This is a genomic window from Herbaspirillum sp. NPDC101397, from assembly GCF_044767325.1.
Taxonomy (GTDB): Bacteria; Pseudomonadota; Gammaproteobacteria; order Burkholderiales; family Burkholderiaceae_D; genus Herbaspirillum.
The window spans coordinates 610,246-636,065 of the sequence record NZ_JBIWNS010000001.1; the positions used below are offsets into that span (position 1 = coordinate 610,246).

23 protein-coding genes are annotated in these 25,820 nt (G+C 61.6%); 15 read left to right on the forward strand and 8 right to left on the reverse strand.

Features of this window, described 5'->3' with window-relative positions; genetic code table 11:
- Nucleotides 1–54: 54 nt before the first annotated feature.
- On the reverse strand, nt 55–1,119 hold the full coding sequence (locus ACIROW_RS02665) for a FecR family protein (RefSeq protein ID WP_402271609.1): 1,065 nt from the start codon (nt 1,117–1,119) through the stop codon (nt 55–57).
- Between the two features lie 10 nt (nt 1,120–1,129).
- Nucleotides 1,130–1,612 carry a sigma-70 family RNA polymerase sigma factor gene (locus ACIROW_RS02670; RefSeq protein WP_402271612.1) on the reverse strand — a complete coding sequence of 161 codons (483 nt, stop codon included), beginning with the start codon at nt 1,610–1,612 and terminating at the stop codon, nt 1,130–1,132.
- A 405-nt stretch (nt 1,613–2,017) separates the two neighbouring features.
- Here ACIROW_RS02670 and ACIROW_RS02675 point away from each other — a divergent pair, with 405 nt between their 5' ends.
- Nucleotides 2,018–3,163 carry a PepSY-associated TM helix domain-containing protein gene (locus tag ACIROW_RS02675; protein ID WP_402271614.1) on the forward strand — a complete coding sequence of 382 codons (1,146 nt, stop codon included), beginning with the start codon at nt 2,018–2,020 and terminating at the stop codon, nt 3,161–3,163.
- Complete coding sequence (locus ACIROW_RS02680; protein WP_402271617.1) at nt 3,160–3,336, forward strand: hypothetical protein; 177 nt, start codon at nt 3,160–3,162, stop codon at nt 3,334–3,336. The genes ACIROW_RS02675 and ACIROW_RS02680 overlap by 4 nt, the downstream gene beginning before the upstream one ends.
- 16 nt (nt 3,337–3,352) lie before the next feature.
- Here the strand turns inward: ACIROW_RS02680 and ACIROW_RS02685 are convergent, their stop codons facing one another.
- Nucleotides 3,353–3,943: an NUDIX domain-containing protein gene (locus tag ACIROW_RS02685; protein WP_402271620.1), complete on the reverse strand. Its 591-nt coding sequence runs from the start codon at nt 3,941–3,943 to the stop codon at nt 3,353–3,355.
- 208 nt (nt 3,944–4,151) lie between these two features.
- On the opposite strand from ACIROW_RS02685, the gene ACIROW_RS02690 reads away from it, so the two are divergent.
- Both ACIROW_RS02690 and ACIROW_RS02695 read left to right on the forward strand, forming a co-directional pair.
- Nucleotides 4,152–4,913, forward strand: coding sequence for a DeoR/GlpR family DNA-binding transcription regulator (locus ACIROW_RS02690; protein ID WP_402271622.1), 762 nt, complete (start codon nt 4,152–4,154; stop codon nt 4,911–4,913).
- Nucleotides 4,914–5,167: 254 nt separating this feature from the next.
- Nucleotides 5,168–6,889: a methyl-accepting chemotaxis protein gene (locus tag ACIROW_RS02695; RefSeq protein WP_402271625.1), complete on the forward strand. Its 1,722-nt coding sequence runs from the start codon at nt 5,168–5,170 to the stop codon at nt 6,887–6,889.
- Nucleotides 6,890–6,904: 15 nt separating this feature from the next.
- Here ACIROW_RS02695 and norR read toward each other — a convergent pair whose 3' ends face one another.
- Complete coding sequence (norR, locus tag ACIROW_RS02700) at nt 6,905–8,476, reverse strand: nitric oxide reductase transcriptional regulator NorR (protein WP_402271627.1); 1,572 nt, start codon at nt 8,474–8,476, stop codon at nt 6,905–6,907.
- Nucleotides 8,477–8,653: 177 nt separating this feature from the next.
- On the opposite strand from norR, the gene hmpA reads away from it, so the two are divergent.
- Complete coding sequence (hmpA, locus tag ACIROW_RS02705) at nt 8,654–9,835, forward strand: NO-inducible flavohemoprotein (RefSeq protein WP_402271629.1); 1,182 nt, start codon at nt 8,654–8,656, stop codon at nt 9,833–9,835.
- A gap of 69 nt (nt 9,836–9,904) precedes the next feature.
- Complete coding sequence (locus tag ACIROW_RS02710) at nt 9,905–10,315, forward strand: hemerythrin domain-containing protein (RefSeq protein ID WP_402271631.1); 411 nt, start codon at nt 9,905–9,907, stop codon at nt 10,313–10,315.
- A gap of 33 nt (nt 10,316–10,348) precedes the next feature.
- On the opposite strand, the gene ACIROW_RS02715 is transcribed toward ACIROW_RS02710, so the two are convergent.
- The gene (locus ACIROW_RS02715; RefSeq protein WP_402271633.1) at nt 10,349–11,797 is read right to left on the reverse strand and encodes a PLP-dependent aminotransferase family protein; all 1,449 of its coding nucleotides are present in this window, start codon (nt 11,795–11,797) and stop codon (nt 10,349–10,351) included.
- Between the two features lie 249 nt (nt 11,798–12,046).
- Here ACIROW_RS02715 and ACIROW_RS02720 point away from each other — a divergent pair, with 249 nt between their 5' ends.
- From ACIROW_RS02720 to ACIROW_RS02755, 8 genes are all read left to right on the forward strand, one after another.
- The gene (locus tag ACIROW_RS02720; protein ID WP_016832519.1) at nt 12,047–12,487 is read left to right on the forward strand and encodes a carboxymuconolactone decarboxylase family protein; all 441 of its coding nucleotides are present in this window, start codon (nt 12,047–12,049) and stop codon (nt 12,485–12,487) included.
- A 25-nt stretch (nt 12,488–12,512) separates the two neighbouring features.
- The gene (locus ACIROW_RS02725) at nt 12,513–12,932 is read left to right on the forward strand and encodes a cupin domain-containing protein (protein ID WP_402271636.1); all 420 of its coding nucleotides are present in this window, start codon (nt 12,513–12,515) and stop codon (nt 12,930–12,932) included.
- Between the two features lie 140 nt (nt 12,933–13,072).
- Nucleotides 13,073–15,787 carry a DNA translocase FtsK gene (locus tag ACIROW_RS02730; RefSeq protein WP_402271638.1) on the forward strand — a complete coding sequence of 905 codons (2,715 nt, stop codon included), beginning with the start codon at nt 13,073–13,075 and terminating at the stop codon, nt 15,785–15,787.
- Between the two features lie 362 nt (nt 15,788–16,149).
- Nucleotides 16,150–17,322 carry a 4-hydroxybenzoate 3-monooxygenase gene (locus tag ACIROW_RS02735; RefSeq protein ID WP_402271640.1) on the forward strand — a complete coding sequence of 391 codons (1,173 nt, stop codon included), beginning with the start codon at nt 16,150–16,152 and terminating at the stop codon, nt 17,320–17,322.
- Nucleotides 17,323–17,342: 20 nt separating this feature from the next.
- Nucleotides 17,343–18,701, forward strand: coding sequence for an MFS transporter (locus ACIROW_RS02740; RefSeq protein ID WP_402271642.1), 1,359 nt, complete (start codon nt 17,343–17,345; stop codon nt 18,699–18,701).
- 43 nt (nt 18,702–18,744) lie between these two features.
- Nucleotides 18,745–20,337, forward strand: coding sequence for a benzoylformate decarboxylase (gene mdlC, locus ACIROW_RS02745; protein ID WP_402271644.1), 1,593 nt, complete (start codon nt 18,745–18,747; stop codon nt 20,335–20,337).
- Nucleotides 20,337–21,788 carry an aldehyde dehydrogenase gene (locus ACIROW_RS02750; RefSeq protein ID WP_402272453.1) on the forward strand — a complete coding sequence of 484 codons (1,452 nt, stop codon included), beginning with the start codon at nt 20,337–20,339 and terminating at the stop codon, nt 21,786–21,788. The genes mdlC and ACIROW_RS02750 overlap by 1 nt, the downstream gene beginning before the upstream one ends.
- 9 nt (nt 21,789–21,797) lie before the next feature.
- Entirely contained in the window at nt 21,798–22,730 is a 933-nt protein-coding gene (locus ACIROW_RS02755) for a ketopantoate reductase family protein (RefSeq protein ID WP_402271647.1), read from the forward strand.
- Here the strand turns inward: ACIROW_RS02755 and ACIROW_RS02760 are convergent.
- Nucleotides 22,719–24,065: an MFS transporter gene (locus ACIROW_RS02760; protein WP_402271649.1), complete on the reverse strand. Its 1,347-nt coding sequence runs from the start codon at nt 24,063–24,065 to the stop codon at nt 22,719–22,721. The genes ACIROW_RS02755 and ACIROW_RS02760 overlap by 12 nt on opposite strands.
- Nucleotides 24,066–24,261: 196 nt before the next feature.
- Nucleotides 24,262–24,900 (reverse strand): CYTH domain-containing protein, encoded by a 639-nt coding sequence (locus ACIROW_RS02765; protein ID WP_402271651.1) that lies wholly within the window; start codon nt 24,898–24,900, stop codon nt 24,262–24,264.
- A gap of 61 nt (nt 24,901–24,961) precedes the next feature.
- On the opposite strand from ACIROW_RS02765, the gene ACIROW_RS02770 reads away from it, so the two are divergent.
- The gene (locus tag ACIROW_RS02770) at nt 24,962–25,483 is read left to right on the forward strand and encodes a hypothetical protein (protein ID WP_116432684.1); all 522 of its coding nucleotides are present in this window, start codon (nt 24,962–24,964) and stop codon (nt 25,481–25,483) included.
- Between the two features lie 98 nt (nt 25,484–25,581).
- Here ACIROW_RS02770 and ACIROW_RS02775 read toward each other — a convergent pair whose 3' ends face one another.
- Nucleotides 25,582–25,788, reverse strand: coding sequence for a hypothetical protein (locus ACIROW_RS02775; RefSeq protein ID WP_402271653.1), 207 nt, complete (start codon nt 25,786–25,788; stop codon nt 25,582–25,584).
- Between the last annotated feature and the right edge of the window lie 32 nt (nt 25,789–25,820).

Genomic DNA, 25,820 nt, shown 5'->3' on the forward strand with positions numbered 1-25,820 from the left:
AAACGAAAAGTGGAACTACTGTTTGAAAAATAAGTTGAAAAAATCTTCCATCGCTCAGCGCGCCGCAGATTCATCAGACACGGCGGGCGCATCCACGCGCACCAGATACGGCGACAAGGTCCGTATGCGCAGCGCCGGGAAGTTATTGCCCAACAATTGCAGCGCGCGGCCGGTGTCGTCCAGCGGCAGCACTGCCGACACATTGATGCGGGCGATCTGCTCGCGGTTGTAGCTGATGGTGCCGGGACGATAGCGGTCCAGCGCGTCGAGCACGTCGGGCAGGCGCTGGTTGCGCACCACCAGTTGATGGAATTTCCAGGCGTCGGCAAGACTGCGGGCGTCGATGTCTTCAATCGAGCCGATGTTGTCGGCAGTGAAGCGTATGCGCTGGCCGGCCGCCACCACCGTCGGATGATCGGGATTTTGACGCGCCGCGCGCACTTCAACGCGCGACTCCAGCATGCTGAGCACCGTGGCGTCAGCCTCGCGGCTGACCACGAAGCGCGTTCCGAGAGCGCGAACGCTGCCATGCGCAGTCTCCACCACGAAAGGACGTTCGGAATCCTTGGCGACGTCGAGCAGGATTTCTCCCTGCACCAGTTCCAGCGTCCGGCGTGCGGCGTTGAAATGCAGGTTGACCGCGCTGGCGCTGTTCAGGGTGATGCTGCTGCCATCGGCCAGCACCCGGGTTTCCCATTTGCCGGTGGCGGTGCGCAGGTCTGCGGTCAGGTAAGCCGGCGGAAATACCCGCACCGCAAGCCATGCCGGCAAACCCAGCGCCATTGCAATCGCCACGGCGGCGCCTATGCGTTTGACCTGTTTGATGCGGCCGCTGCGTTTTTGCTGGAGCGAAAAAGTGGCTTCAAGCGCGGCGCGCGCCGGTTGCCGTTGATTGCCGTCCGTACCGCGCAAGCCTTGCACGCGACTGATGAAACCTTCCACCCGCGCAGCCATAACGGCGTGGCGCGGATCGGCGTTCTTCCAGGCGTCGAAGTCGCGTTGCGCAGTGATGCGAAGCGCTTCGTCGTCAGCGCTCAGTTGGACGATCCACTGTGCTGCGTGCTCGGCGATGCGCTCTTCTTGCGCAGTGTCCGCGTCGAATTCGAGGTCGCGCTTCACAGGTCTCGCCTCATGCTCGCTCCAGCCTGCATTTGACCAGCACCTGCACCAGATACTTGCCCACCATGCGGGTAGATACGCCGAGCGCGAGCGCCACCTCCGCCTGCGTCTGCCCCTCCAGGTAATGCAGCAGGAAGGCATCCCGCGCCTTGGCGGCGACGGCCTGCAGTGCGGCGCTGATCTGCTCAAGCGCTTCCACGGCGAGCAGGATTTCTTCGGGACTTGGGTAGCCTTCGGCCTGCTCCATGGTCAGCGCCAGTTCCGCCAGATAGGATTGTTCGATGACTTGCCGGCGCGCCCGGTCCAGCATCAGCCGTTTGGCTGTGGCAGTCAGGTAGGCGCGCGGCTCCTGCACGCCAAGCAAGGCGTCGCGCGAGGCGATGATGCGCATGAAAGTATCCTGCGCGACGTCGGCGGCGTTATGCGCGCAGCCCAGCTTCTTGCGCAGCCAACCGTACAGCCAGCCGTGATGGCTGCTGTAAAAGGAATGCATGTCCGGCTGAAAGGTGGATTCGGCCACGGCGAAGGATCTGAATTAATAAGAATGATTCTTATTTTAATCCATGCCGATACCACGTCACAATCCCCGTAGATGTAAAGACCCCTTCTACAGCGGCTTTCAGCGGAAAAGCATATTTCTTATTGCATCCATGACAAGTTTTAACATCGGCGGATTTTCACTTTGCCAACACTCCAACCTTCTATGTCCACTATCAACGCCGCAACAATGCCTGCTATTCACTACTGATTTATAGTGAATCAATCGAATATGAATAAGAATTATTTTCATCTATAATCGCCTGCACGAAAAAGTCGTCCCCAAGAATCAACAACAATCACAACAACCGCCTCGCTCTGTCCCATGACGACCGGTCGGCATCGCGCAAGGAACCCCCTGATGAAAGCGTCCACTTTACGGACCTGGTATGCCATTCACCGCTGGACCAGCCTGATCTGCACCCTTAATCTGCTGGTGCTGTGCCTGACCGGGCTGCTACTGATTTTCCATGACGACATCGACGACTGGCTGGGACAAGGCCATCCCGAAGCGACCATGGCGCAGGCCGGCCCCAAACCATCAGTGCAGTCGCTGATCGACATGGCGCAGGCCATGCATGCCGGACAAGTCGCCAAATCCATCTTTTTCGGCGATGAACACTTCGTCAACGTGCGCGTCGGCCCGCCCGGCGAACCCAAGCTGGCCGTCGGCAAGAGCGTCCAATTCAACGGCGCCACCGGCGAGCGCAACAATACCGTTCCCGGCGAAACCTTCAGCGGCTTCATCCTTAAGCTGCACGTGAACCTGTTCCTCGGCTTGCCGGGGCAATTGTTCATGGGCGTCATGGGCATCATCTTCGTGCTGAGCCTGGTCAGCGGGCTGGTCCTGTATGCACCGTTCATGCGCAAACTGGCATTCGGGCTGCTGCGTTTCGGCAAAACCACGCGCGTGGTCAATGCCGACTTCCACAACCTGTTCGGCATCGTCGTCATGGTGTGGGCGCTGGTAGTAGGCCTGACCGGCGCCTTCCTGTCGTTCTCGCCGCTGATCCTCGGTCTGTGGCAAAAGACCGAATTGCAGCACCTGATCGAGACACTGCCGGGGCCGACACCGTCGCGCCTGATCGCGGTCGACAGCGCCATCAACGCCGCCCAGGCGGTAGTGCCGGGCAAGGACATCGCCTACGTGTTCTACCCGGGCACGGAATATTCCACCGGCCGCCATTACGGCGTGGTCCTGCGCGGCCATACCGAACTGGAAAAACGCGTCTTCACCATCGCCATGGTCGACGCCGATAACGGCACCGTATCGGCGGTGCGCGGCATGCCGTGGTATTTGCAGGTATTGCTGCTGTCGGGACCGTTCCACTTCGGCAATTACGCCGGACGTCCTCTGCAGATCCTGTGGGCGCTGCTGACCATCATGACCGCGGGAGCCACGGTGACCGGGTTCGTGGTCTGGCTCAAACGGCATCGGCGCAGCAAGGTCGTTGGCGGCGAAGCAGAACTGGAATCGGCACTGAGCTTATCTGGAGAAAAAGCATGAAGGGAACGTGGAGCATGCCGCTGCTGCTCGGCTCACTGTCGCTGGGCGGACTGGCGGCCGGGATTTTCGGCGACGGCATCTGGGACTGGCTGTGCTGGCTGGGTCTGGGCATTCCGGTGGCGGTCGTGACACGCCACGTGTGGCGTCAGTGGCGCGTCGCCAGGCCGTCCTGATTCTGATTCGCCTGCTTTAGTTCGGCCCCGCGCCGAACAGGTGCAATTGCGCGTACTGCAGCAGCATGATGGTCTTGCCGTCGGCGATTTCGCCTTCGGCAATCATCATCAGCGCCTGCTGGATCGGCACTTCCATCACTTCGATATCCTCCCCTTCGGCGACATTGCCGCCGCCCTCACCTGGGCGCGCATCCGCTGCGTATTCGCCGACGAAAAAATGCAGCTTCTCGGTGACGGAACCCGGGCTCATGAAGACTTCGAACACCTTGCGAACGTCGCCGACGCGATAGCCGGTTTCTTCTTCCGCCTCGGCGCGTATGCGTTGTTCCGGGCTGGCATTGTCCAGCAAACCTGCCGGCGTTTCGACCAGGAAGCCGTCGTGACCGTCGCAATACGTCGGAAACCGGAATTGCCGGATCAGGATGACGCTGCGCCGTTCCAGGTTGTACAGCAGGATGGTGGCGCCGTTGCCGCGATCGTAGGTTTCGCGGTCGAGCGTCTGCCAGACACCGTCGGCGCGGCGGTAGTCGAAGGTAGTCTTCTTGAGCAGGTACCAGTCGTCGGACAAGACTTTGACATTGCGGATGCGGACGCGCTCGTTTTCCATTGTTTTACTCCTGTGCAGTGAATTCGTAAGACCGCAAACCCGCATTCATCCATGCCGGTATTGCACGCTTTATTTAAAATATCATGCAACATCAGGAATTATCAAGAATATTCGTGCAAAAATGTCGCGATTAATTCCATGAAACTGCACGAATTTACGCATTTCTTGTACACTCCCCAGCTCATACATCAGATCGGATCAAACCAGCATGCTGACCAGTCAACGAAAGAAACACCTGCTCGACCTGCTCAGCCGCGACGGCCGCATCGTCGCCAAGCCGGTGAGCGAACAACTGGACGTGTCCGAAGACACGATCCGGCGCGATCTGCGTGAACTGGCCAGGGAAGGATTGCTGCGGCGTGTGCATGGCGGCGCCTTGCCCTTGCTTGGCACGCCGGCGATGGTGATGTTCGCCGATCGCCAGCACATCGAACCCGGCGCCAAGGCCGACATCGGCCGCGCGGCGGCGGCGCTGGTGCTGCCGGGCCAGGTGGTGTTCATCGACGGCGGCACGACCTGCGTCCAGCTGGCGCGTCACCTTGCTCCCGATCTCAAGGCGACGGTCGTGACGCATAGCCCCTCGATCGCGGTCGAGCTGGCCAACCATGCGCATATCGACGTCATCATCATCGGCGGCAAGCTGTTCAAGCATTCCGTGGTGGCGATGGGCAGCGGCACCATCGAGGAGATTGCACGCGTGCGCGCCGACCAGTATTTCATGGGCGTGTGCAGCCTGCATCCGCGCACCGGCATCACTTCGCTCGACTTCGACGAAGCCGGCATCAAGCGCGCCTTCAGCCGCGCCGCCGCCGACACCGTGGTGCTGGCTTCTCCGGACAAACTCGACACCACCTCGCCGTTCGAAATCGTGCCGCTGGCCGAGGTCAGCCGCATCGTGATCAACCGCGACACCGCCCCCGAATTGATCGCGCCTTACCAAGCGCAAGGCATCGCCATCACGCTGGCCTGAACCGCTGACGATCTCCCGTCGCATCGTCCAAAAAACCGTTTCTGCAACATCGCCAGCTTGTTGTCAGCACCTGCATATCCCCTTTGGATTGCAAGAAGAAAAATTATCAAAAAATACACAAATAACAACGATGTTTGTTTGAGCAACGTTATCTTTCATGCAATTCTGTGAGCAACTGCCCGCTGCTCCGGACAGGATCCGACGCGCCGGGAAATCGTTGCGCCGACTCACAAAAAAAAGCGGGGAGAAACGTAATGAAATGGTTCTACGACTTGAAGATCGCCACCAAGCTGATCGCCGCTTTTCTCGCCGTGATCGTGCTGGCGACAAGCCTCGGCATTTTCGCCATCGGGCAACTCGACAAGGTCAATCGCGCCTCCACCGATATCGCCACCAACTGGCTGCCGACCATCCGCACCCTGGCGCAGCTGAAATTCACGGCCTCGCGTATCCGCAGCTTTGAGCAGCAACATATTCTTGCCTCCGACGCCAAGGAGTTTGCGGAAATCGAGCAGAGCGCCAACAAGCAGCTCGAAGCCCTTGCCGCATCGCGCAAGCTGTACGAGAGCCAGATCACAGAGCCTGAAGAACGCGCCATTTATCCGGAAGTCAGCAAGATGCTGGACGTCGTGGTCGCGGAACATCCCAAGATCATCGCCCTGTCGCGCGACAACAAGAATGTCGAAGCACGCGCCCTCATGAAGGGCGAATCGACCAAAAACTATCGCAAGGCCATTGAGCTCCTCGATCAGCTGACCGCCGTCAACGAGCGCGGCTCGAACATCTCCAACAAGCTGGCCGACGACACCTACAGCAGCGCACGGCTGTGGATCATCGCCATGCTGGTGCTGTGCATCGTCGCGGCAATGACGCTGGCGATCATGGTGGCGCGCATCATTTCACGGCCGCTGACGGAGGCCCTCAAAGTCGCCCGCCAGGTTGCCGACGGCGACCTCACTGCCGACATCCGACAAAACAGCGAAGATGAAACCGGCCAGCTGCTCGGCGCGCTCAGGCAAATGAACGACAACCTGCTGCGCATCGTCGGCAGCGTACGCCAGGGCACCGATACCATTGCCACGGCGTCCAGCGAAATTGCCTCGGGCAACCTTGATCTGTCGTCGCGCACCGAGGAGCAGGCAGGCTCACTGGAAGAAACCGCTTCGGCGATGGAAGAACTGACTTCAACCGTGAAACAGAACGCCGACAACGCACGCCAGGCCAACCAATTGGCAACCACTGCCTCGGAAGTCGCGGTCCAGGGCGGCACCGTGGTGGGCAAGGTGGTCGACACCATGGGATCGATCAACGAGTCGTCGCGCAAGATCTTCGACATCATCAGCGTGATCGACGGCATTGCCTTCCAGACCAATATCCTGGCATTGAACGCCGCCGTCGAAGCCGCCCGCGCCGGCGAGCAAGGCCGCGGCTTCGCCGTGGTGGCGTCGGAAGTACGCAGCCTGGCCCAGCGGTCCTCGGCCGCCGCCAAGGAAATCAAGACGCTCATCGACGATTCCGTCGCCAAGGTCGATGTCGGCAGCAAGCTCGTGGAACAGGCCGGATCGACCATGGATGAAGTGGTCAGCAGCGTCAAGCGCGTGACCGATATCGTGGGGGAAATCTCGTCGGCCACCCAGGAACAAAGCACCGGCCTGGAACAGATCAACCGGGCCATTGCGCAAATGGATGAAGTCACCCAGCAGAATGCCGCGCTGGTGGAAGAAGCGGCCGCCGCCGCGCAGTCGCTGCAGGAACAGGCCGGCAAGCTGGCCCAGACCGTCAGCGTCTTCAAGCTCGACGGCAACGCAGCGGCGCCGCCCTCTGCAGCCAGGACCATGCTCAAGCGCCCTGCTGCCGCCGCACCGAAAGCTGCTTCCCGACCTGCACTGCGTGCGGTATCGACCCCGGAAGGTAAAGCCGTTGCCAGTCCAAGCCCTGCGCTCGCGCATGATGAAGGTTCGTGGGAACAGTTTTAAGGCGGTCGCAGCCGCTTACTTCAGACCGAGCCGCTTGGCCATCCGGTTCAGATTGGCCCGGTCCACACCCAGCTCGCGTGCAGCCGAGGCCACATTGCCGCCGTTGCGCGCCAGGCAGGCGCTGACCAACTTGCGCTCATAGGCGCTTACGGCGTCACGCAGGCCGCTGCCGTTCTGCAGGTCAAGCTCGGACTGGACCTGTTCTTCAAGCGACGCCTCATGCGATGACAGTGCGTTCGCCTTCTCATTGGATAAATCGAAATCCTCAGCCGCCAGCGTCAGGATGCGCGGCCGCTCGGGATGCTTGCCGAGCGCCTTGAGCGCGGTGCGGGCAATCACGTGCTCCAGCTCGCGCACATTGCCCGGCCAACGATAACTGAGTAGCACTTCCTGGGCATCAGTTGCCAGGCGCAGGCTCAGCAAACCCAGCCGGAAACGGTTTTCTTCCAGGAAAAATCCGCTGATCAGCAAAATGTCGTGACCGCGTTCGCGCAACGGCGGCGCGGCCAACGGATAGACGCTGAGGCGATGGTAAAAGTCGGCGCGATAGCGGCCCAGCCGCACTTCTTCCTCCAGATCGCGGTTGGTGGCGGCGATCACGCGCACGTCGACCTTGTGCTCCTCGTCCGAACCGACGCGCTGGATCTGCCCGCTTTGCAGCGCACGCAGCAGCTTGGCCTGCACCGTCAGCGACAATTCTCCCACTTCATCGAGAAACAAGGTGCCGCCGTCGGCCAGCTCGAACTTGCCGCGCCTGTCGCTGACCGCGCCCGAAAACGCCCCGCGCACGTGGCCGAACAGCTCGCTCTCGACCAGGGTTTCCGGCAAGGCGGCGCAGTTGAGGCTGATGATGGGTTTGCGCGCACGCGGCGAGGCGGCGTGGATGGCGTTGGCAACCAGCTCCTTGCCGGTGCCGGTTTCGCCGGTGATCAGCACGGTCATGTTGCTCGGCCCGGCCAGCCGCACCTCTTTCATCATGCGCTTGTGCGCGGGACTCTGGCCGATCAGTTCGCGCCGGCTCTGGTTGGCGGCGAGCCGGTAGGCTTCGGCGCGCTGGCGCTCCTGCTCGCTGGTCTCAGCAAGGTTATGAATGCGTTCGGCGACGTTGACGGTGGCGGCGGCCAAACTGGCGAAGGCCTGCAGTGAGGCCGTGTCGACGGAATCAAAGCGGCCGGGACCGAGCGCATCCAGCGTCAGCAAACCCCAGGGACGGCCATTCATGGTGATCTGGCAGCCCATGCAATCGTGCACGTGAAGTTCGCCGGAATGCGCTTCGACCAGACCGTCGTAAGGATCGGGCAAGGACGAGTTGGCCGGAAAACGCGTCGGCGGCACGTTCGACAACAGCACCCGAAAGCGCGGATGTTCGCTCACGCGGAAACGCCGCCCGAGTGTGTCGCTGCTCAAACCGTTGATCGCCAGCGGCACCAATACGTCACCGTCAAGCCGCAACAAGGCCGCAGCGTCGCACGGAAACAGCATGCGCAGCGTGTCCAGCAGGCGGCGATAGCGTTCGCTGTCGTGCAGCTCCTTGGACAAATCGGCCATCAGCGGAATCAATGCGTCCAACATGAGCTTTGGAGTCATTTTTACCCTTATTGAGTCGTTATGACTCAGGTCGATTCGACTCGGTCATTTTTTAAGTGACTGATTATAAAAGATTTTCAGTCTGGCATGGAGTTTGATTAAGAAGGGATAAGAAGATACAAAAAACCGAGGATTTTTGACCTCGACCCCGCTTGTTCAACACTGAAAGGTACCGCCATGCTCTCCGACGCCCACCGCGCCATCGTCAAATCCACCGTCCCCCTGCTCGAAAGCGGCGGCGAAGCGCTGACCACGCACTTCTACAAGATGCTCATGCGCGACTACCCGCAAGTCATCCCGTTGTTCAACAAAGCCCACCAAGGCAGCGGCGACCAGCAGCGCGCTTTGGCCAACGGCGTGCTGATGTACGCGCGCCATATCGACCAGCTCGAGCAACTGGGCGGCCTGGTCACCACCATCATCAACAAGCACGTTGCGCTGCAAATCCAGCCCGAACATTATCCGATGGTCGGCGACTGCCTGCTGCGCGCGATCCGTGAAGTGCTGGGCGCGGAAATCGCCACCGACCAGGTCATCGAAGCCTGGGGCGCCGCCTACGGCCAGCTGGCCGACATCCTGATCGGCGCCGAAGAAGGCATCTACCAGGCCACCGAAAAGGCCGACGGCGGCTGGCGCGGCCTGCGCAAGTTCGTGGTGGTGCGCCGCGTCGACGAAAGCGAGGAAATCACCTCCTTCTACTTTGCGCCGGAAGACGGCAAAGCCATTCTGGAATACCACCCCGGCCAGTACATCGGCCTGTGCGTCACGGTCGACGGCGAAGAAATGCGCCGCCAGTACTCGCTCTCGGCCGCGCCGAACAGCAAGATGTACCGCATCAGCGTCAAGCGCGAGCCGAACGGCAAGGTCTCGAACTTCCTGCACGACCACATGACCGTCGGCAAGCAGATCGATCTGATGCCGCCGTCGGGCGAGTTCACGCTGACCGAGAGCGAACGCCCGCTGGTGCTGATCAGCGGCGGCGTCGGCATCACGCCGATGCTGGCGATGCTGGATGCGGCGCTGCCGAGCAAGCGTCCGGTGGTGTTCATCCACGCGGCGCGCCATGGCGGTGTGCACGCCTTTGGCAAGAAAATCGCCGACCTGGCGCAGGAGCATCCGCAGCTGCGGCATTACTTCTGCTACGAGCAACAGCGCGAACAGGACCAGGCGCCGCATGCGATCGGTTACATCGACCGCGACAAGCTGGCCGGCTGGTTGCCTGAATCGATGGACGTGGACGCCTATTTTGTCGGCCCCAAGTCCTTCATGAAGGCGGTCAAGCGCCATCTGCATGAGCTGGGCGTACCGGCAGCGCAGGCCCGTTACGAGTTCTTCGGCCCGGCTTCTTCGCTGGACTAAGTTCTCGTGCGCCGGGCTGCACGCAGTCCGGCGTCTTTTCAGAATTGATCAGGTTTTCACCGACACATCATGGACATCGACAAATACAAACACCAGCACACCGTCATCTTCGACAATATCCGCAAGCTCAAGGAATTTTCCCATCTGGGCATCGCCGAACACGCCGCCGACATCGCGGCGCAGGTGATCAAGATGAGTTCGGTCATCAAGTTGCACCTGTCGATCGAGGACAAATTCCTCTATCCAGCCTTGCAGGAAGCCAACAATCCGCGCCTGGCCATGATGGGCAAGCAATACCAGCATGAAATGACGCACATCGCCGAAGCGTATGGCGAATTTGCCCGCAAATGGAACGATGCCGGCCACGTGGCGGCCGATCCGGACGGTTTCCGCAACGAAGCCAACAAGGTGCTGAAGACTTTATTCGACCGCATGCAGCGCGAAGACCGTGATTTCTATCCCATGATCGAGAAGGTCTGAGCCAGACCAGGCCTGGCCGGTGCTCGTTGCTGCTCAGTTGCCAAGTTCTTCCAGGATCGTCTTCACACGTCCCAGCGCCGTCTCGATGTCGAGCGACTCGATGGCGCCATAGCCGAAGAACAGCGCCGGCTCCGGCTTGACCCGGTAGTAGAACTCGTCCAGCGTGTACAGTGCGACGTCAACCCGGCGTGCCAGCCGCAACAACTGCGTCATGTCGACCTCGGCCGTCATCTGCGCCGCCAGGTGGAAGCCGGCGTTGGTGGGCACCGCGCGCATCCAGGGTTTGAGACTGCCGTTGAGCGCGGCATGCAGCTTTTCGCGCCGCGCAACGTAGATGCCGTGACAGCGGCGGATGTGCTTTTGCAAGTAGCCTTCGTCGATGAACCTGGCCATGGCCCATTGCGTCATGGTCGGCGTATGCCAGTCCGACAGGCCCTTGACCACGGTCATGGCGCGCAGAATCGCCGGCGGCGCAATCACGTAGCCGACCCGCAACTCCGGATTCATCGATTTGGAAAACGTGCCGACAAATGCCACCAGCCCATCCTGATCCATGCTCTGCAGCGAATCCAGAGGCCGCCCTTCATAGCGGAATTCGCTGTCGTAGTCGTCTTCGATGACGATGGCGCGCAATTCCCGTGCGCGCGCCAGCAAGGCCGTGCGCCGCGCCTGGCTCATCGGCATGCCGAGCGGAAACTGATGCGCCGGAGTCGTGTAGATCAGGCGCGTGCCGTCCGGAATCAGATCGACCTGCATGCCTTCGCTGTCCACCGGAACACTCTCCACCGTAGCCCCCTGCGCCGAGAACAGCATGCGCGCCGGCGGATAACCGGGATCTTCCACCGCCACCACACTGCCCGGCTCCACCAGCACGCGTGCGATCAGGTCCAGCGCCTGCTGCGCGCCATTGGTCACCAGCACATCAGCGGCCGTGCATTGCACGCCGCGGGAGAACGAAACATGCCGCGCAATCGCTTCGCGCAATGCCGGCAGGCCTTCGGTCTCGGCATAGAAGCCGCGCGATTCGGCGATCTGGCGCAACCCGTACTGCACACACTGGCGCCACTCTTCCTGCGGAAATTGCCGGCGCACCGGGATGCCGCCCATGAAATCGTAGTGCGAACGGGTTTCCGGGCCGACGTGGCGCATCAGCAATGGGAACGACTGATTCAGCCAGTGCGCGATCAGTTTTCCGGAGGCCAGGTCATCGCTCTCGAAGCGTTTCGGCTTGGCTTTCGGTTCGGCCGGCGCATTGACGAAGGTGCCGCTGCCGGTCCGCCCTACCAGCAGCTTGTCCAGCGTCAGGCGGCCATAGGCTTCCGATACGGTCTTGCGCGACAGGCCCAGTTGCGTGGCCAGCAGGCGTGACGGCGGCACCTGTTCGCCCGGCGCCAGGCGACCGCTCTGGATGGCGTCGCGCAACTGGCGATACACCTGGCCGGCCAGGTCCTTGCTGCCTTCGATGACGATATGCAATTCCATACGGCGCCTGCTCCCTTGTGCTCATGCGTTTTTGTTTGTTTTTTGCTGCTTGTTCTTTCCTGGCGATTCTAGCCGGGCGATCAAAAGTGGTCTCCTGTTTTTTCGAGGAATTGGTTATCCGCGACAGGGAGTGGTCTCCTTATGATGACGTCACTGGCTAAGCAAACACGCAATACCGCCAAGACGATTTTCACTGACCGACTTACTTACTGACTTACTGACTTAACTCACTTACCAAGGAGCATTACCATGGAACAACGCGTCGATTTCTACAAAGCATCCCCTGAAGTCCTGAAGGGCATGATCGCCCTCGAAAACGTGGTCGGCAAGCTCGGCCTCGAAACCTCCCTGCTGGAACTGGTCCGCCTGCGCGTGTCGCTGATCAACGGTTGCGCCTTCTGCGTCGACATGCACACTGCCGACGCCCGCAAGGCCGGCGAAACCGAGCGCCGTCTCTACGCCGTGCCGGTCTGGCGCGAAACCCCGTTCTTCACCGAACGCGAGCGCGCCGCCCTGGCCTGGAGCGAATCGCTGACCCTGATCTCGCAAACCGGCGCTCCCGACGAAGACTACGCCCTGGCGCGCGCCCAGTTCACCGATGCCGAACTGGTCAACCTGACCCTGGCCATCAACACCATCAACGCCTGGAACCGTTTCGCCATCGGCTTCCGCAAGATGCCTGTCGCCTGAAACAGTGACGGACAAGGAGCCTGACATGCGATTCATCTCTACAGCGAAAAGCGCGCTGCTGCTTACTCTGCTGGCCCTGGCGGCCGGTGCAGGCGCCCACGACGGCAAACATGGCGACGAGGTCGTCACGCCCTTGCAGCATCAGGCCCTGTCCGATGCGCCCGGCAAAAGCGGCGTCATGGCCGTCGTCGCCTACGGTCCGGGCCAAAGCTCGGTGGCGCACCGCCATCCCGGCTCGATCTTCGCCTACGTACTGGAAGGCGAGGTCATCTCGCAGTTGCAGGGCGGCGCGCCGGTGACCTACAAGGCAGGTGAATCCTGGTATGAAGCGCCGGACACGCCGCACCTGGTGTCGCGCAACGCCAGCGCCAGCAAACCGGCAAAGTTACTGGTCTGGTCGCTGGTGCAGGACGGCAAGCCGTTGACGGTGCCGCTGGAAAAGTAATCATTCCAGCCCGCAGTCCCTCTCTCTGATTTCTGGAAAGCGGGACTTTTTCGTCTTCGCTTGCAGTGTTTTTTCAGCCTTCCTTCGGGAAATTTGCGCCAAGTTTCAGATTCTGTCCCCGCTTCCTGTAAACTTGCGGGATGCGCTTATTTTTACTTGACTGGTTTGGCTGGTCGTTCTTGTGGATACTGCCCCTGCTGGGCAGAGTTTTCCTGTCTTTGCTGTCCGGAAAAGGCCTGCGCGGACGCGGTTCGATCCGCATCTGGCTCGGCACGCTGGCCGTGCTGTGCGCCAGCAGCGCGATCGAGGCCATGCTGCGCTCGCAGGGCGATGCTGTACTGGAAACCGACCTCTTCGGCCAGGCGCTCGCACGCAACGTCACCGCCGCCTTCGGCAAGCTGATCGCCGTTATTTCCTTGATGGCAACAGGACTGATCGGGCTGTTCTGGTTGTTCGGCCGCCGCAAGGCCAAGGTCGACCTCGAGGTCGACACCAGTTCCCTGCCGTTGCAGGCGTCGGTGCCGCGCCGCACCCAGGCCAACATCGCCCCCACCATTCGCAACATGCCGGCCGCGCAGTCGCACCGTACGCCGCCTGCACAACCAAAACCGCCCGCCGCACCCGCTGCAGCTGCCTTTGGCAACCTGACCCGCAAGCGTGATCCCTGGCCGCTGCCCAATGAACTGCCGCGCGCTGCCAATCCTGCCGGCAACTGGCCGGGCACTGCCCAGCAAAAAGCTGAACCACCCAAACGCCCGGCGCGTCCCGCGTCCGAATGGGCGGCATTTGAATCGCTGCGGCCGACACAAGCGATGCTGGCGCGTTCGACTTCCAGTCAGCAACCTGAAGCGCCGGCACATAGTGCGGCGCCCAAGCCCTCGCTTGCCACCAGCATCATCAGCAAACCGAAGATCACTCCTATCGTCGGCAGCAGCACCAAGGTCCGCATCAGCACCGCCAGCGACCGCAGCCAGGCGATTCCGACATCGCTGAGCGCTTCGCTGCGTGGGCGCGAACCGGCCGCGCCTGTTGAACCGGTCATTATTCCTCCGGTTGCTGCGAGTCTTATTCCGGTCCTGCCGCCGGCTGTACCGCATACCGTCGCCTTCCATGCCCCCGAGCCGGAACCGGAAGTCATCATTGCGCCCGAGCCATTCAACATCATCGACACCCGTATTGAACCGGAAGTCGCTGCGATCTCCGAGCCCGCCTACGTCGCGCAGGCACCAGCGCCGGCTTTGCTGTTTGAAGAACCGATTCAGGAGCCTGTCGCCACCCCAGCTGCGCCCATGCAGATTCGCACCTGGACGCAGGCGCCGGCAACGCAACCGACTGCTCCCATTGCGGCGCCGGTGCGCCCGTATCGTCCGACCGAGGTCCCCCTGCCCGGCATCGAACTGCTCGACCAGGGCAGCGACATGCCGATCGAGATGGACGAAACGCAACTGCTGGAAATCGGCCAGCTCATTGAGCAGCGCCTGAAGGAATTCAAGGTCCCGGTCACCGTCCTCGGCGCCTACGCCGGCCCCGTAATTACACGCTTTGAAATCGAACCGGCGCTGGGCGTGCGCGGCGCGCAGATCGTCAACCTGATGAAAGACCTGGCGCGTGCACTCGGGCTGACCTCGATCCGCGTGGTGGAAACCATCCCCGGCAAGACCTGCATGGGCCTGGAGCTGCCCAATCCCAAGCGGCAAATGATCCGCCTGGCCGAAATCATCCAGTCCGAAGCCTATGCGCGCTCGGCGTCGCACCTGACGCTGGCGATGGGCAAGGACATCACCGGCGTCCCGGTCGCGACCGACCTGGCGCGTGCGCCGCACATGCTGGTGGCCGGCACGACCGGCTCCGGCAAGTCGGTGGCGATCAACGCCATGATTCTGTCGCTGCTGTACAAGGCCACCCCCGACGACGTGCGCCTGATCATGATCGATCCGAAGATGCTGGAACTGTCGGTCTACGACGGGATCCCGCACTTGCTCGCGCCGGTCGTGACCGACATGAAGCTGGCAGCGCATGCGCTGTCGTGGTGTGTTGCCGAAATGGACAAGCGCTATCGCCTGATGTCGGCGTTGGGCGTACGCGGCCTCGCCGGCTACAACCAGAAGATCGCCGACGGCATCGCCGCCGAGAAGCGCGTGAAGAATCCGTTCTCGCTCACACCGGATGCGCCTGAGCCGCTTGATCCGTTGCCGATGATCGTGGTCGTGATCGACGAGTTGGCCGACCTGATGATGGTGGCCGGCAAGAAGATCGAAGAACTGATCGCGCGTCTGGCGCAAAAGGCGCGCGCCGCCGGCATCCACCTGATCCTGGCGACGCAGCGGCCTTCGGTCGACGTCATCACCGGCCTGATCAAGGCCAACATCCCGACGCGCGTGGCCTTCCAGGTGTCGTCCAAGATCGACTCGCGCACCGTGCTCGACCAGATGGGCGCGGAAACGCTGCTCGGTCACGGCGACATGCTGTTCCTGCCGCCGGGCTCGGGTTATCCGCAGCGCGTGCATGGAGCGTTCGTGTCGGACGAGGAAGTGCACCGCGTGGTGGAACACCTGAAGGCCCACGGCGAGCCGCAATACGAGGAAGCGATCCTGGCCGGCCCGGCGTCGGAAGAGCCGCAACAAGGTGACATGTTCGGCGAACCCGGCGATGAAGCCGACCCGCTCTACGACGAAGCGGTGGCCTACGTCACACGCAGTCGGCGCGCATCGATCTCGTCGGTGCAGCGCCAGTTCCGTATCGGCTACAACCGCGCAGCGCGCCTGGTGGAGCAGATGGAAGCCGCCGGCATCCTGTCGTCGATGTCCAAGAGCGGCAGCCGCGATGTGCTGGCGCCGCCGCCACCGGATCTCTGATCTATCGAAAAATCAGCGTGCATGTGCAATGCATGCACGCTGAGGTTGATCGCGAGCCCCTCCTCTTCCCCCAACTGAATCCTGTGCACTGCGCGGCCGCCTCTCTGCCGCTAAAGCTGCTAATGACCGATATTTTTTCTCGCAGATAGTCGTCGGTTAATTCACGTCTCTTCACATTTTTTTCGTTTGGGCGTTTATCGCGCATGTTGGGCGATAAGCGGCTATCACGGCAGTCTTTCGCATTGATTCACACGTATGGACTCCCTATGATCTGTTGCATTCAAAAAAGAACATTTCAAAAAAACAATTGATCGCGAATCCCGGATGCGAGGCTGTTCCGGGCATCGCCTCAAAGGAGACCTATGTCAACGCAAGTCGCCATCATCGGCGCGGGCCCTGCCGGCCTGCTGCTGTCACACCTGCTGCACCTGCAGGGAATCGAATCGGTCGTACTGGAAACGCGCAGCCGCGCAGAAATCGAAGCCACCATCCGCGCCGGCGTGCTGGAACAAGGCACCATGGATATCCTGAACGAGAGCGGCATCGGCGCGCGCATGCAGCGCGAGGGCACGGTGCATCATGGCTTTGCACTGGCGTTCGGCGGACAACGGCATCGTATCGATCTGACCGGATTGACGGGACGCGCCATTACCGTCTATGCCCAGCACGAAGTCATCAAGGATCTGGTTGCTGCGCGTCTGGCGGCCGATGGCAGAATCGAGTTTGAAGTCAGCGAGGTCAGGCTGCACCAGCTCGATACCGACACGCCGTCGGTGACGTATCAGCGAGCAGGCGAACCGCGCACCCTGAGGGCAGATTTCGTGATCGGCTGCGACGGTTTTCACGGTGTCTCGCGCTCTGCAATGCCGGCAGCACAACGCCAGGACTTCCAACGAATCTACCCGTTTGGCTGGTTTGGCATTCTGGTCGACGCGCCGCCGTCGTCGGACGAACTGATCTATGCGCAACATGAACGCGGCTTCGCGCTTGTCAGTACACGCTCGCCCCAGGTACAGCGGCTGTACTTTCAATGCGATCCCAATGACGACGTCAATCGCTGGTCGGACGATCGCATCTGGTCCGAGCTCAACGCACGCCTGGCCAATCACGACGGCTGGCAGCTCAAGGAAGGAAAGATTTTCCAGAAGAACATCATCGGCATGCGCAGTTTCGTCTCGACGCCGATGCAGCACGGCCGTCTGTTCCTGGCAGGTGACGCCGCCCACATCGTGCCGCCGACCGGGGCCAAGGGGCTCAATCTGGCGGTATCCGACGTCCGTCTTCTGGCGCGTGGACTGGATCGCTTCTACACCACGGGCAAGCGAGACGAGTTGAATGAATACACCGCCACCGCGCTGAAACGCATCTGGCGCGCCGAGCATTTTTCGTGGTGGATGACCAGCCTGCTGCATACCTCCAGGGAAGCGTCGCCGTTTGAGCGGCAGTTACAGAGATCCGAACTGGACTATATCGTCAGTTCACGGGCGGCAGCCACGGCGCTGGCCGAAAACTATGTGGGACTGGCGTTTGCCTGATTTGCCTGAGCGGAGGAAAAATGAATACATCGACTACACCTGCAAATGCTTTCATCGATATTGGAAAAACGCTCGACGACGGGCTTTACACCACCATGCAGAAAATCGTGGTCTGCCTGGCGGCGCTGTCGATCGTGCTGGACGGCTTTGACGGGCAACTGATCGGCTTTGCCATTCCCGTGCTGATCAAGGAATGGGGCATCACCCGCGGCGCCTTTGCCCCGGCTGTGGCGGCCGGCCTGATTGGCATGGCGATCGGCAGCGCCTGCGCCGGTTTGTTCGCGGACCGCTTCGGCCGGCGTTGGGCCGTGATCGGCAGCGTATTCGTCTTTGGCGCCGCGACCTGCGCCATCGGGCTGGCGCCTGATGTTTTCACCATTGCCGTTCTGCGTTTCATCGCCGGTCTGGGGATTGGCGGCGCCCTGCCCAGCTCGACCACCATGACCGCAGAATTTACGCCGACGCGCTATCGCACCATGGCGGTCACCGCCACCATCGTCTGCGTGCCATTGGGCGGCATGCTGGCAGGTTTGTTTTCCAGCGTGGTAATCCCTGCTTACGGCTGGCGCGCCTTGTTTTTCATCGGCGGCGCACTGCCTCTGGGACTGACCGTGCTTTTGCTGCTGACGCTGCCTGAGTCGCCGCGCTATCTGGCGCATCAGCGGCATCGCTGGTCCGAGTTGCGGGAATTGCTGGGACGCCTGTCCAGGCCGGTTCCCGCCGATGCGGTGTTTATCGATGCCGCTGAGCAAAAAAACGAGCAGCGCGAAGGCTTCTCATCGCTCTTCGGCACGCGTAAGACACGCGATACGCTGGCGCTGTGGGCGGCGTTTTTCATGTGCCTGCTGGCGATCTACAGCGCCTTCAGCTGGTTGCCGACCATGCTCGCGGCTGAAGGCCTCAGCGTCAGCATCGCCGGCTCCGGACTGACCGCCTACAACCTTGGCGGCGTCATCGGCGCCCTGAGCTGCGCCTTGGCAATCATGCGAATCGGCTCGCGCCTGCCGCTGATTGCCTGCGCTGCGGGCGGCGTGGCCAGCGCCGTGCTCTTGCTGAGCATCGATGCAGCAAACCACACCAACCTGTTCATCTTCGGGCTGGGCGTGCATGGGATGTTCGTCAACGCAGTCCAATCGACCATGTATCCGCTGTGCGCCTACATCTATCCGACCAATGTACGCGCCACCGGCACCGCATCGGCACTGGCCTTCGGCCGTATCGGCGCCATCCTGAGCGCATTCGCAGGGGCGTCCATCATCACCGCGACCGGCGCAAGCGGCTATCTGGCGATGCTCGGAACTGCAATGGCCTTCGTGTTGATCGCGCTGGCCGTGGTGCGAAACCACATCCCGCGCGCCACGCCAAAAACACCGACCTGAGCCGATTGCTCTCCCTCTCTCATTGCCAACAGGAGAATGTCCCGTGAGTCCTTTGTCCCCTACCGCCCCCACTACCGTCCGAGATGCAGTCATTGATTTGATGCGCCAATTCGGCATGACCTCCGTATTCGGCAATCCCGGTTCTACCGAATTGCCCATGTTCCGAAACTTTCCCGAGGATTTTCGTTATGTTCTGGGCTTGCAGGAGGCCGTCGTGGTCGGCATGGCCGACGGCTATGCGCAGGCCACGCGCAATGCCTCGCTGGTGAACCTGCATTCGGCTGCGGGCGTCGGCAATGCCATGGGGAATATCTTTACCGCGCACAAGAACCGGACGCCGATGGTGATCACCGCCGGCCAGCAGGCGCGATCCATCTTGCCTTTCGATCCGTTTCTGTCATCGGCGCAGGCGACGGAACTGCCCAAGCCCTACGTCAAATGGAGCATCGAACCGGCGCGCGCCGAAGACGTCCCGTTGGCTTTCGCCCGTGCCTACTACCTCGCGATGATGCCGCCGCGCGGGCCGGTCCTGATCTCGATCCCGGCTGATGACTGGGACCAGCCGGCGCAATTGCTGTCCGCCCGCAGCGTCAGTACCGAACTCCGCGCGGAACCGCTGCTGCTGGATCAGATCGGCAAGACGCTCGAGGCCAGCCAGCGTCCCGCCTTCGTGGTCGGTGCGGCCGTTGATCGCGACAATGCGTGGGAAGCGGTGGTGCAGTTGGCCGAGAAACACCATGCGCGCGTCTGGGCTGCGCCGATGTCGGGACGTTGCAGCTTTCCGGAAAACCATCGTCTGTTTGCCGGCTTCCTGCCCGCGATGCGCGAAAAAATCGTGCAGCTGCTTGAAGGACACGACTGTATCTTTGCACTCGGCGCGCCGGCGTTCACGTACCACATCGAAGGCAACGGACCGCACATCCCGCCGGGCGCCACGCTTTGCCAGCTCACCGACGATCCCGCGACCGCAGCCTGGACGCCGCTGGGGACGTCGGCACTGGGCAGCATCCGCCTGAGCGTACTTGATTTGCTGGCGCGGCCATCCTCCCCGGTTCGGCCGCTGCCGGCCGCGCGCGCCATCCCGCCGCGAGCCGAACCGTCCCAGGTCATCTCGGTCGCCTATGCACTGCAGACCTTGTCGGAGGTCCGCGCAACTTCCGACATCGTGGTGGAAGAAGCCCCCAGCGCGCGCTCGGTCATGCAGAAGTATTTGCCGATCACGCGCAGCGAGGGCTTCTTCACGATGGACAGCGGCGGCCTCGGTTACGGCATGCCCGCCGCAGTCGGTGTCGCACTGGCCAAGCCAGGCGCGCGCATCATCGGCATCTTCGGCGACGGCTCCAGCATGTACTCGATCCAGTCGCTGTGGAGCGCGGCACAAGCCAGGCTGCCGATGACGTTCGTCATCCTCAACAACCGGCGCTATGCGGCGCTGCAGGACTTCGCACCGGTATTCGGCTTTTCCGAAACTGACGTCGTGCAAGGAACCGAACTGCCGGCAATTGACTTCGTTGCGCTCGCCAACGGCATGGGTTGCGGCGCAGTACGCGTGTCGGAAGCATCAGCGCTGCGCGAAGCATTGCTGCAAGCCCTGAATTCACCAACCCCCGTCTTAGTCGAAATCGAGGTCGCATGATGAACACCATCACCATGTCAATCAACGGCGAGCGCACCATGGCCGGCAACGGCGCCACTTTCGAACGTCATAGTCCCCTTGATGGGCAAGTCGCGACCCGCGCTCCGGCTGCCACGGCCAGCGATGCCGTCCGGGCGGTAGATGCAGCGGCCGCGGCATTTCCGTTCTGGTCGGCGACCGGCCCGGGAGAGCGCCGCGCCTTGCTGCTGAAAGCGGCGCATGCACTGGAGGCAAAGGGCGATGCGTTTGCCGCCGCCATGGCGGCGGAGACCGGCGCGTCCGCGATCTGGGCCGGTTTCAACGTCCATCTCGCTGCCAATATCCTGGTCGAAGCCGCGGCCCTGACCACGCAGATCAGCGGCGAGGTGATCCCCTCAGATCTTCCCGGCAGCTTGGCGATGGGCATCCGCCAGGCTGCCGGCGTGGTGCTGGGCATCGCGCCATGGAATGCGCCGGTGATCCTCGGCGTACGCGCCATCGCGGTGCCGCTGGCCTGCGGCAATACCGTGGTCCTCAAAGGTTCCGAATTGTGTCCGGCCACGCACGGCCTGATCATCGATGCGTTGCAGGAAGCCGGCTTGCCCAAGGGCGTGATCAACTTCATCACCAACGCCCCGGACGATGCTGCCGCCGTAGTGGAGGCAATGATCGCGCATCCCGCAGTACGGCGCGTCAACTTCACCGGATCAACGCGCATCGGTAAAATCATCGCCCGACATTGCGCCGGCCACCTGAAGCCCGCCGTACTGGAACTGGGCGGCAAAGCGCCGCTGCTGGTGCTGGACGACGCAGACCTGGATGCGACGGTCGACGGCGTCACGTTTGGCGCCTTCGCCAATTCTGGGCAAATCTGCATGTCCACCGAACGCATCATTGTCGATCACAAGGTCGCTGATGAGTTCGTCCGGCGCCTGGCCGCCAAAGCTGGCAAATTGTCCCTTGGCGATCCACGTCGTGGGCCGGTCGTACTCGGCTCGGTCATCGACCGGACGACGGTCATCCGCTGCAATGCCCTGATCGACGACGCCGTCGCCAAGGGCGCCACGTTACTGTGCGGCGGCAAAACCGACAGCACGCTGATGCCGGCCACCCTGCTGGACCATGTCACGCCCGACATGAACATCTACGGTGAAGAATCGTTCGGCCCTGTCAAGGGAATCGTTCGCGTCAGTGGTGACGACGCCGCCATTGCCTGCGCCAACGACAACGAGTATGGGCTGTCGTCTGCAGTCTTCAGTCGCGACACAGCGCGCGCGTTGCGTGTCGCCCAGCGCATCGCATCCGGCATTTGCCACATCAACGGCGCCACCGTCCACGACGAACCGCAGATGCCCTTCGGCGGCGTCAAAGGCAGCGGCGTAGGTCATTTCGGCGGCAAGGCCGGCATCGACGCTTTTACCGATTTGCGCTGGGTCACAGTGCAGACCACCCCTCGCCACTATCCATTCTGAAAGTCACCGATGAACAAAATCATGATTCTCGGCGCCGGCGCCATGGGCTGCCTGTTCGGCGCCAGGCTTACGCAAGCCGGCTACGATGTCGCGCTGGTCGACGTATGGCGTGAACATATCGAGGCCATCAATGCCGCCGGCTTGAAACTCCACAGCGATGATGGCGAACACACCGTGCGGATAAAAGCCGGCAGCGCCGCCGATATCAATGTCCACCCGGATCTGGTCATTGTCTTTACCAAGACGCTGCATACGGCGACAGCCTTGGAATCCGTCCGTCATTTATTCGGAGAACAGACGTACCTGCTCACCTTGCAAAACGGATTGGGAAATGTTGAAACCCTCGGCAGGTTCGCCACGGCTGAACGGCTGATGCACGGCGTCACCAACTACCCCAGCGACCTGAAAGGTCCCGGCCATGTGTCATCGCATGGCAGCGGCTATATCCGTATTTACGGCGTGGCCGGTCTATGCTCCGATGCCCAGCAGGCGATAGCGGATGCGTTGTGCCAAGCCGGATTCAATTGCACGCTGGACGCCGACGTCGAACGCGCCATTTGGGAAAAGGTCGCCTTCAATGCCGCGATGAACAGCCTGACGGCCGTCACCGGCATGACCGTCGGCCAAGTTGGCGCGAGCATGTCCGGCCCCGTTCTGGCCAGGCAGATCGTCACTGAGACCGCGGACGTGGCCCGCGCCAAGAACATTGTGATCGACGCGGATGCGATCTGGCAATCGATCCGCACCGTGTTTGTCGAACACGCGCAGCACAAGCCTTCGATGCTGCAGGATATTCTGCAGGGACGGGCTACCGAGATCGAATCCATCAACGGCGCCATTGTCGCCGTGGCACGCACCCATCAAGTGCCGGCCCCGGTCACCGAAACGCTATGCCATCTGGTGCGCATGATTGAACGAAGGCCGGGCAACTCATCTGGCTAAAGCCTGCTCCCCCAGCCGGGCCGTCTTGCTGATGAACGCAAAAATCATCACCGTCGCCATCAGCTCGACAATGGCGATGGTGGTCAGGCCCTTGCCGTATTGCCCGGTGGTGGTTTTCAGGTAGCCCAGCAGCTGCGGCGAAAAATAGCCCGCCAGGTTGGCCACCGAATTAATCACCGCCAGGCCGACCACGATGGCCGTGCCAGACAGGAAGCGCCCCGGCAACTGCCAGAACACCGGAATCGCGCCCATCGTGCCGGCCGATGACAACGCCAGCGCAAACACCACGCCTGCGGCGCTCTTCTCGCCCAGGAAATACGCTGCCAGCAGCAAACCCAGCGCACCGATGGCCGCCGCCACCGCAGTGTGGATACGCACTTCCTTGTTGCGGTCCGACAGATAGCCGTTGAGCAGCATTCCGAACCAGCCGCAGCAATAAATCCCACCCATTACCCAGCCCAGCGTCTTGATATCGGTGAAGCCGACTTCCTTGACCAGGCTCGGGCCGTAATACACCAGCGTGGCGTTGCCGGCGATGATGCAGAAAAACACGGCGATCAGCGCCCACATGCGCGCGCTGCGCAGGGATGCAAAGAAGCTGTGCTCGCGCGGTCCGAGCGCCTGGTCTTCGGCGGCCAGTTCGGTTTCGACGTGTTCCTTTTCGCGCTCGCTGAGCCAGCGTGCATCGCGCGGACGATCGGTCAGCAGGAAATAAGCCGCCGCGCCGGCCAGGATCGATGGAACCCCTTCGATCACGAACAGCCATTGCCAGCCCTTGAAGCCGCCCATGCCTTGCGACAACTCCATGATGTAAGCCGCCAGCGGACTTCCCACCACCAGCGACACGGCCGAGGCCGAGACGAAAATCCCCAGCGCCTTGCCGCGCCGGTGCGTCGGCAGCCAGTAGGTCAGATAGAGGATCACACCAGGTTGCAGACCGGCTTCGAACGCGCCCATCAGGAAGCGCAAGACGTAGAACTGCGTCGAGGTCTGCACCCACGCCATCAGCGCGCAGGTGATGCCCCAGCCGATGGTGATGCGCATGATGGTTTTGCGCGCACCGAATTTTTGCAGCGCCAGGTTGCTCGGCACTTCAAAGATGAAGTAGCCGATGAAGAAAATCCCCGCACCGGCACCGTAGACGGCATCCGACCATTGCAGGTCGCTCATCATGGTCAGCTTGGCGAAACCGACATTGACGCGGTCGACCCAGGCCAGGAACCAGATCAGGGTGACGAACGGGACAATGCGCCAGATGACGCGGCGGAAGGTGACGTCGCGCTCTTCCACGGCGATGTCGATGTTGGCAGGCGCGGCTGCGGCGATGGTGTTCATGGGCTCCCCTGTCTTGGATGAATCGAATCCGTGACGGTCACCTCGATTTGCACCATTGCTGTGCAAATCAGCGAAGTTTGCCGTCCTGTTCCAGGCAAGCAGCATCCATGCCACTGCAGGAACGAGACTCCATCCGAATGTCGGGGAAAATTGTTGGGAAAAAATGTTGCAGCGCTGATTCGCCGTTACAGCACTGTTACAGCGAACTGTCCTTGCCCGGGAAGCGCAAGGCAAAGCCGCGCTGGGCCTTGCTGACATTGCTCGGCGCAAGGGGAATCGCCTGCCGCAGCGCCTGCGAAAACGCCAGCAGTTCGTCGGTCTGGCCAGATTTCAGTTCCAGTTCGATCTCGCAGATCGGCAGCGTACGACCACCCGCCTCGACCACGCCCTGATCGAGCGCCAGTTCTACTTCAGTGCCCTGCGGCAGGCGCAACTGCCAGGCGGTGCGGCGGAAACTGGTGGTGAAGACCTCCTCCAACTGCTGCGCCAGTCCGGGCAGTTCCAGCGCGGTGCACGCAGCGGGATTGTCGACCAGCGGCAGCAGCTTCGCCAACTCGATGCGCGGGCCGGCCACTTCGCATTCCCATTCATGGCGCTGATGCAGCCCCGCCGCGACGCTGCCGCCGCCCTTGTAGGTCTGGATCCACAATGCGCCGGCCTTGCGCACACGCAACGCCGATCGATGTTGTTTGAGATGCAACGCGGGCGTGTCGAAATAGGTACTGAACAGATCCTGAGATTCCGACGCCGCGACGGCGTGTTGCTGCAGCAGGGGCAAGGCGCAGAAAGCCGCCACATCTTCGGTGGCGATAAGTAATTTGAGTTCGATTTCCATGGCCGGGAGTTTACCCGCAAACCTGTCGTATCATGGCGGACTTTGCTTCATTGAGTCCCTCATGTCCGACCTTGTGCCCGAATCCCCCGATACCGAAGAACCCGCCACCGACATTTCCGACGTGATTCAGGAGCCGCGCCTGTGGCGTGACGAAGGCTGGACCGCGCGCATCATCAAGAACGACGACGATGACGGCTGGGCGGTGGAGATGACGCGTGAAGGCGAACGCGAACCGACGCTGATCGGTCCCTGGACCATGGGCCGCGACAAGAAGAACCCGAAACCGATGGACAAGAACGCCTTCAACACGCTGGTGAAGACGGCCTCGGAATTCCGCCGCCGCAGCGAGCAGCAGTTGCATGCGCAATTGCACAAGCATGTGACCGTGGACGGTCCCGAAGGCAGCATCAAGGTGACGCTGGACATCGTGCCCGATGACGACTTCCCGTATGCCGATCTGAAGGCCTGGGATGAGATGGGTGAGATGCTGGCCAAGGCGCAGGTCGCTCCCAACTTCAAACTGAGCGCCGCCAGCGCCGAGCGCTGGGTTGAAGGCGGTTATCGCAAGCCGACCTCAGGTTAAGAACGCGAAGTCTTGACGCAATAAAATCCTGATCCAATAAAAAACGGCAGACGAAAAGTCTGCCGTTTGAGCTTGCGCTTGCGCGCTTCTTTATTCTGTCAGACCCGGTATATCTTTTCGCCGGTCTGGACAATCTTGAATTTGGCGTCCGACAAGGGATCGAGCGCGCGGCCGTCAGCCAGCTTGTAGGTCTTGAGTCCGGGCGGAGCAGCCTTATCGGCTTCTTCTATCTCCGTCTGGTACACCTCGACGTGATAAGCGCCTCCTGTCTTGCCTTTGGCGTCAAATTTTTCAACCAAATCCATATGCGTCTCCTCGTGGTTTCAGGTCAGTGCCG